We start from the raw sequence: 6,509 nt of genomic DNA on the forward strand, positions 1-6,509 counted from the left end.
CCGATACTGACAAACGATGAAGCGGTATCCAGTATGTGGATGATGTTGGACTTTGGCAGTCCTTCTATCGTGAGCAGATGTTGCAACTCACCGTTTTTATTCAGTTGCGGATTAAGCATGATCCACCGTCAGGGAAAAGCGGCCGTCATCGGCCCGTTGAAGTACCAGCGACTGCTGGTCGGGAATGGAAACTGTTTGCGCGACAAAATCGGCAGCGATAGGCAACTCGCGGCCGCCGCGATCGGCCAGCGCTGCCAGCATGATGCGCGCCGGACGGCCGTAGTCGAACAATTCATTGATCGCAGCACGCGTAGTGCGGCCAGTGTAGAGCACATCATCGACCAGCAGGATGGTCGCGCCATCGACATCGAATGGTATCTGCGTCGGCTTGACATCGGGACGCAAGCCTTTTTCCGCGAAGTCGTCGCGATAGAAAGACACGTCTATGAAGCCCAGCCTCTCGGTCAATTGCAGTTCCGCTGCTAGGCGCTCTGCCAGCCATGCACCGCCCGAATGGATGCCGACTATCGCCACATTCTCGGCGTTTGCCAGGCCGGATTTCACTTGCTTCGCCAGCACTTGGTACAAGGCTTCGGCGTCGAGTTCAGGATTGGGTATGGTCATTGAAATATTGTTGCAAGATGATAGCGGCCGCCTGATCGTCGATCAGATCGCCGCGTTGATGAGAAATCACTGCGGATGAATAACGCTCATCCACCAGCACCGTTGCCACGTCAAAACGTCCATGCAGTTGATTCGCGAAGCGACGGCAACGCACCGTCATTTCATGTTCCGCGCCATCCGGATGGCGCGGCAAGCCGACGATGCACAGGCTTGGCTCCCATTGCCGCACCAGCTCGGCGATCGCCGCAAATTTTGCTTCGTTGGTGGCGGCGCTGATGATCGTCAGCGGCTGCGCCTGCTTCAATAAGGTATTGCCTACTGCAACGCCGATGCGCTTCAAGCCAAAGTCGAAACCCAGTACGGTTCCCACTAGCGCGCCCTGCCATCATGCATGACCGGCCTCGGCGCTCAGCATCATCGGATCTATGCCCAGCAATTTGATCGCCGCAACAAAGCGCTGCTCCAGCGGCAGATCGAACAGGATAGTGGAATCGGCACGCACCGTCAGCCAGCCGTTGCGGATGATTTCATCTTCAAGCTGGCCGGCGCCCCAGCCGGCGCAACCCAGGCTGACCAGCATGCGTTGCGGCCCCGTGCCGAGTGCGACTGCCTCGAGTATGTCCTTCGAGGTCGTGAGTGCGATTTCGCCGGTAACCGGCAGCGTCGATGAAAAATCGCCCATAGGCGCATGCAACACAAAACCGCGATCGGCTTGTACCGGGCCGCCGTACATCACAGGCGTTTTTTCCAGCGGCACCAGATCCGGTGCGATTTCCAGCTTCAAGTCTATGCGATTGAGCAAAACATCAACCGTCATATCGGTAGGCTTGTTGATGATCACGCCCAGTGCACCGTTTGCATTATGTTCGCACAGGTAGACTACCGTGCCGCCGAAAACCGGGTCCAGCATCGAAGGCATCGCGATCAGGAAATGGTCAGCCAGATGCAGTTCATTGCGCGCAGCTTGCTCAGGTGCAGCGGAAAAATCGAGGGAGTCCCAGGGTGAACCGGGATCATGGGGGGATTTGCTGGTCTTACGTTGCTTCGACATAGGCGGTATTTTAGCAGTTTTGGCTGAATTTTCTGTCCCAAACTACCCATGGAAGCTATTTTTCCTGCATTCTCTGGCTTTCCCCATTTCCCTGCATAGCGCCCACTCATGCCCCAATTTGACAAGACCCTGGTTTGGTTCCGCCGCGATCTGCGCAGTTTCGACCATGCAGCACTGCACCACGCACTGACGCAAAGCCGTCAGGTCTACTGTGCATTCATTTTCGACCGGGCAATTCTGGATGCCTTGCCCAGGGCAGACCGCCGCATCGAATTCATCCATGCCAGCCTGCTGGAACTGGATCAAGCCTTGCGCACAATGGGCGGCGGCTTGATCGTGCGGCACGCGTGGGCCGAACAGGCGATCCCTGCACTGGCTGCCGAACTGGGCGTAGATGCAGTATTTGCCCATCATGACTACGAACCGCAAGCAATAGAACGCGATGCCAGGGTCGCCACCGCCCTGCACAGTGCGGGGCGTACGCTGCACAGTTACAAGGATCAGGTGATCTTTGAAAAAAGTGAAGTGCTGACACTGGCGGAAAAGCCGTTTTCGGTATTCACGCCATACAAGAACGCCTGGCTGAAGAAACTGCATGCAGGACCGGATGAGGCTTACCTGCAGCCTTATGAAATCGATGCCCATAGCGCGCACTTCGCACCTTTGCCGGCAAATACTGCGGCTATCCCCTCGCTGGCAGAGCTGGGTTTTGAAAAAACCAATCTGACTGAATTGAATATCCCGACCGGCATGCATGGCGGGCAGGAATTGCTGGACGCTTTTGCCGACCGCATGCAGCGCTACGATCAGACGCGCGATTTCCCTGCCATCAAGGGCCCGTCCTATCTATCCGTACACTTGCGCTTCGGCACGGTGTCCATACGCGCGCTGGTGCGGCGGGCGCTGGACGCCATGCGCGCCGGCACTGGCGGCAGCGGTGCGGCAGTCTGGCTGGCGGAACTGATATGGCGCGACTTTTATTTCACGATCCTGTTTCATCATCCGCATGTGACCGAGCGTGCGTTCAAGCCGGATTACGATGCCATCGTCTGGGAAAGCGGCGCGCATGCGCAAACCCTGTTCCAGGCTTGGTGCGCAGGACTCACCGGTTATCCATTGGTGGATGCAGCGATGGCGCAACTCAATCAAACCGGCTACATGCATAACCGCCTGCGCATGGTGACGTCATCATTCCTGATCAAGGATCTGGGCATAGACTGGCGCTGGGGCGAACATTATTTCGCCGAAAAACTGAATGATTTCGATCTTTCCGCCAATAACGGCGGCTGGCAATGGGCATCTTCTTCAGGTTGCGACGCACAGCCCTATTTCCGCATCTTCAATCCGATCACGCAGTCGGAAAAGTTCGATGCGGAAGGAAAATTCATACGCCGCTATCTGCCGCAGCTGGCAAAATTATCGAACAAGCATATCCATGCGCCGTGGCGTGCACCGGCACTGGAATTGAAAATGGCCAATATCGAACTCGGCAAGAATTATCCAGCACCGCTGCTGCAGCATGAAGACGCCCGTGCACTTACCTTGCAACGCTATGCGGTCGTCAAAAAAGTGGCCACGCATGATGCACAGGATTAAAACGCAGCACGCAAAAAAAATCCCGCACACATGCGGGATTTTTTACGAATGGCAAGACATTAACCGAGGGTGGCTTCCTTCTTGATGAAACCCTCTATCAGCTTGAGCAAGGCATCTTCCTGATATGGCTTGCCCAGATACTCATTCACGCCCAGCTCCATCGCGTAATTGCGATGCTTGCTGGCGGTGCGCGACGTAATCATGATGATAGGAATATCGCGCGTGCGTTCATCACCGCGGATATTGCGCGTCAGATCGAAGCCATCCATGCGCGGCATTTCAATATCGACCAGCATCACATCCGGCGTGACCGATTGCAAATGTTCCAGTGCATCGATGCCATCCTTGGCCAGCACCACCTGATAGCCTTCGCGCGTCAACAGGCGCTGCGTCACGCGTCGCACCGTCAGCGAATCATCGACCACCATCACGATATGCTGGGTGCGCAAACCCTGCACCGGATCGACGCGACGGGCAACCGGCTCGAAGGTTGCCATTTCGGCGACTGCGCCCATGTCATCCGGCACATTCGATGGCGTCAGGCGCGGTGCGCGTATGTTTTCATGCGCCGCACGTTGTGCCAGCGGCACCGGATTCAGGATCAATACAATTTCACCTGAACCAAGTACCGTGGCGCCGGCTATGCCTATCATGCGCGACAATTGCGGCCCGATGTTCTTGACCACGACTTCGCGATTGCCGAGGATTTCATCGACGTGCAAGGCCACCCTGTCATTGCCGCTCTTCAAGATCATCAACGGCGAATATTGCTGCGCCACCGGCGTGATATCGGTGTCGCCGAGCAAGGCCGACAGATAGTACATGGGCACGCGTTGCGATTGCCACATGACCGCGCCTTCATTGTAGGCAATCGCCAGCGGGCCATTCTTCAATTGCTGCACCTGCTCAACCAGCACCGATGGAACCGCGTAGGTTTTGCCACCAGTCGAAAGAATCACGACTTGCGTCACGGCCAGCGTCAAGGGCAGATGTATCGTGAATTGCGCACCCTTGCCCGGCTCTGACGAAATCGCGACGCGACCGCCCAGCGATGCCGCTTCCGAACGCACCACATCCATGCCTATGCCGCGTCCTGCCAGCTCGGTAATTTCTTCCGCAGTCGAAAAACCGGGATGGAAAATCAGATCGGTGACTTCCGCATCGGACAAATTGTCATCCATCGCCAGCAAGCCGTTTTCCAGCGCCTTGTTGCGGATATTGTTCAGGTTCAGGCCCTGGCCGTCATCGGAAAAATGGATGACGACTTCATTACCTTCCTGGCGGATTTCAACCCGCAATTCGCCGGTTTCATTCTTGCCGGCGGCACGCCGTTTTTCGCGTGATTCTATGCCGTGCACGATGGCATTGCGCAGCAGATGTTCAAACGGCCCGGCCATTTTTTCCAGCACGCTGCGATCGACCTCGACTGCGCTACCGCGTATATCGAGATTGACGCGCTTGTCGGTTTCCTTCGCCGCCTGGCGCGTGACACGATACAAACGTTCGGAGATGCTGGCAAACTGCACCATGCGTACGCGCATCAAATCCTGCTGCAAGTCGCGTGTCAAACGCCCCTGAGTCACCAGATCGGTGCTGGCACTGTCGATGGTGCGACTCAGATTTTGCTGCACCGAGCCGACGTCATTGACGCTTTCAGCCATCATCCGCGTCAATTCCTGCAGGCGGGTAAAGCGATCGAATTCGAGCGGATCAAACTCGCGCTCGGCCGATGCGCCCATGTTCGAACTGATCTGCGATTCGGCCTGCATTTCGATTTCACGCAATTGCTCGCGCAAACGCGACACGTTTTCAGACAACTCGCCCATGGATAAACGCAAGGTTCCGACTTCCGTTTCCAGCTTGGAACGCGAGATCGATACCTCACCTGCCTGATTGACCAGGCGGTCGAGAATATCGGCGCGCACACGCACCAGTGGCACCGGCGCAGCTGAGGCCACCGCAGTCGATGCACCTGTTGCCGCCGCTACCGTGCGCTTTTCCGTCACTGGCATCAGGCTGGTTACGACCGGCAATTCTGCAGGCGTGGCGGTGCTTTCCTTGTCGGCATGCGCTGCCTCGAAAGATTGCTGTGCCGGCGCATCCGGATTTTGCAACTGCTCGAACAAATGCAAGCCATGATCATGCCGCGCCAGCAAATCTTCCACCGCGGCGGCGGAAGGATAGCCGGCATGCGTAATGTTTTCTATGCGCGTTTCCATCTCGTGCATATGCTGGCCCAGCAACATCGCACCGGCCATGCGCGCACTGCCTTTGACTGTATGCAGTATCCGCAAGATGGATTGCGGCAATGCGGCATCGCCCAGCGCATGCTGCCATGCCCGCAATGCCTGCCCCATCTGCGGCAACATATCGCTGCCTTCTTCTATAAAAACCGGCAACAGGTCGGCGTCGATCTCATCCTTGATCGCCAGCGCAGGATCGGCAAGCTCTTCGTTATCCTTCGGATAGACCGGCTCTTCAAACAGGGCCGGCTCGACTTCGGCGGCCACATGTAGCGGCTCGGTTGCGGCGGCCTTTGAAATATCGACGACATTGTTCGCTGCAGGCGACACCTCAGGCGCTGCCTCCGGCACGACAGGCGCATCGAATACCGGCTGCTCTGGTCGTGGGTCGGCGCGGAATTCAAAGTCTTCAATCATCCGCTCCAGTATGTCCGCCTGCTCCGGTTCGAAATCAGGCATTTCACCCAGCGCAAACATCTGCAGCATGAAGCGTATGCGTTCCACGCCATGTTCCAGCGCATCGTATTCCGATATCAGCAGCTTGACCGGATTCCTTGCCAGATACTGCAACACGGCTTCCAGCGCATAGGCAATTTGCTGCAAGGGCTTGAAGCCGACAGTGGCAGAACTTCCGGCCAGCGAATGCGCAGCATGTACCGCCAGGATATTGACGTGACGCTCGGGCTCGTGACGCCATTCGGCGATATCCTGCGACAACAGGCGCACCAGCTCATCGGTTTCCGCCAGATAAATATTGTGCAGCGGCAGGCTGATTTCCAGATCACCTATGTATTTGACATTGTCATCCGGCTTGCTCGCAGCTGACGGATTGCCGGGGAAATCGATCACATGGGCAACCGGTAAAACTGTGCTGGCTGCGTCCCATGCATCTATCTTCAAATGATCGAGTTCATTTGCCGCAGGCGTCTGGTCGACATCCGCAGCCGGCTCTGCCGTTGCATTGAAGGTATGGAACTGGGCCAGTTCTTCATCGC

The 6,509-nt window shown here is 56.7% G+C and carries 5 protein-coding genes and 1 pseudogene; 1 reads left to right on the plus strand and 5 read right to left on the minus strand.

Translation table 11 applies throughout. The features are described from left to right. From pyrB to Q7T06_RS08985, 4 genes and pseudogenes are all read right to left on the minus strand, one after another. Positions 1 to 119 (minus strand): annotated as a pseudogene (gene pyrB / locus Q7T06_RS08970) (aspartate carbamoyltransferase catalytic subunit); the annotation flags it as partial. Continuing rightward, positions 112 to 624 (minus strand): bifunctional pyr operon transcriptional regulator/uracil phosphoribosyltransferase PyrR, encoded by a 513-nt coding sequence (pyrR, locus tag Q7T06_RS08975; RefSeq protein WP_304783709.1) that lies wholly within the window; start codon positions 622 to 624, stop codon positions 112 to 114. The pseudogene pyrB and the gene pyrR, both read right to left, overlap by 8 nt. After that, complete coding sequence (gene ruvX, locus Q7T06_RS08980; protein ID WP_304783713.1) at positions 605 to 994, minus strand: Holliday junction resolvase RuvX; 390 nt, start codon at positions 992 to 994, stop codon at positions 605 to 607. The genes pyrR and ruvX overlap by 20 nt, the downstream gene beginning before the upstream one ends. A 15-nt stretch (positions 995 to 1,009) precedes the next feature. After that, positions 1,010 to 1,675: a YqgE/AlgH family protein gene (locus Q7T06_RS08985; protein ID WP_304783717.1), complete on the minus strand. Its 666-nt coding sequence runs from the start codon at positions 1,673 to 1,675 to the stop codon at positions 1,010 to 1,012. Positions 1,676 to 1,783: 108 nt separating this feature from the next. On the opposite strand from Q7T06_RS08985, the gene Q7T06_RS08990 reads away from it, so the two are divergent. Beyond that, a complete protein-coding gene (locus Q7T06_RS08990; protein ID WP_304783720.1) occupies positions 1,784 to 3,271 on the plus strand; it encodes a deoxyribodipyrimidine photo-lyase in 1,488 nt (495 codons plus the stop codon). Positions 3,272 to 3,330: 59 nt separating this feature from the next. Here Q7T06_RS08990 and Q7T06_RS08995 read toward each other — a convergent pair. Then, on the minus strand, positions 3,331 to 6,509 hold a 3,179-nt coding region (locus Q7T06_RS08995), incomplete at its 5' end, for a response regulator (protein WP_304783723.1).

The sequence above is a fragment of the Herminiimonas sp. genome, assembly GCF_030645555.1.
In the GTDB taxonomy this organism is placed as follows: domain Bacteria; phylum Pseudomonadota; class Gammaproteobacteria; order Burkholderiales; family Burkholderiaceae_D; genus Oxalicibacterium.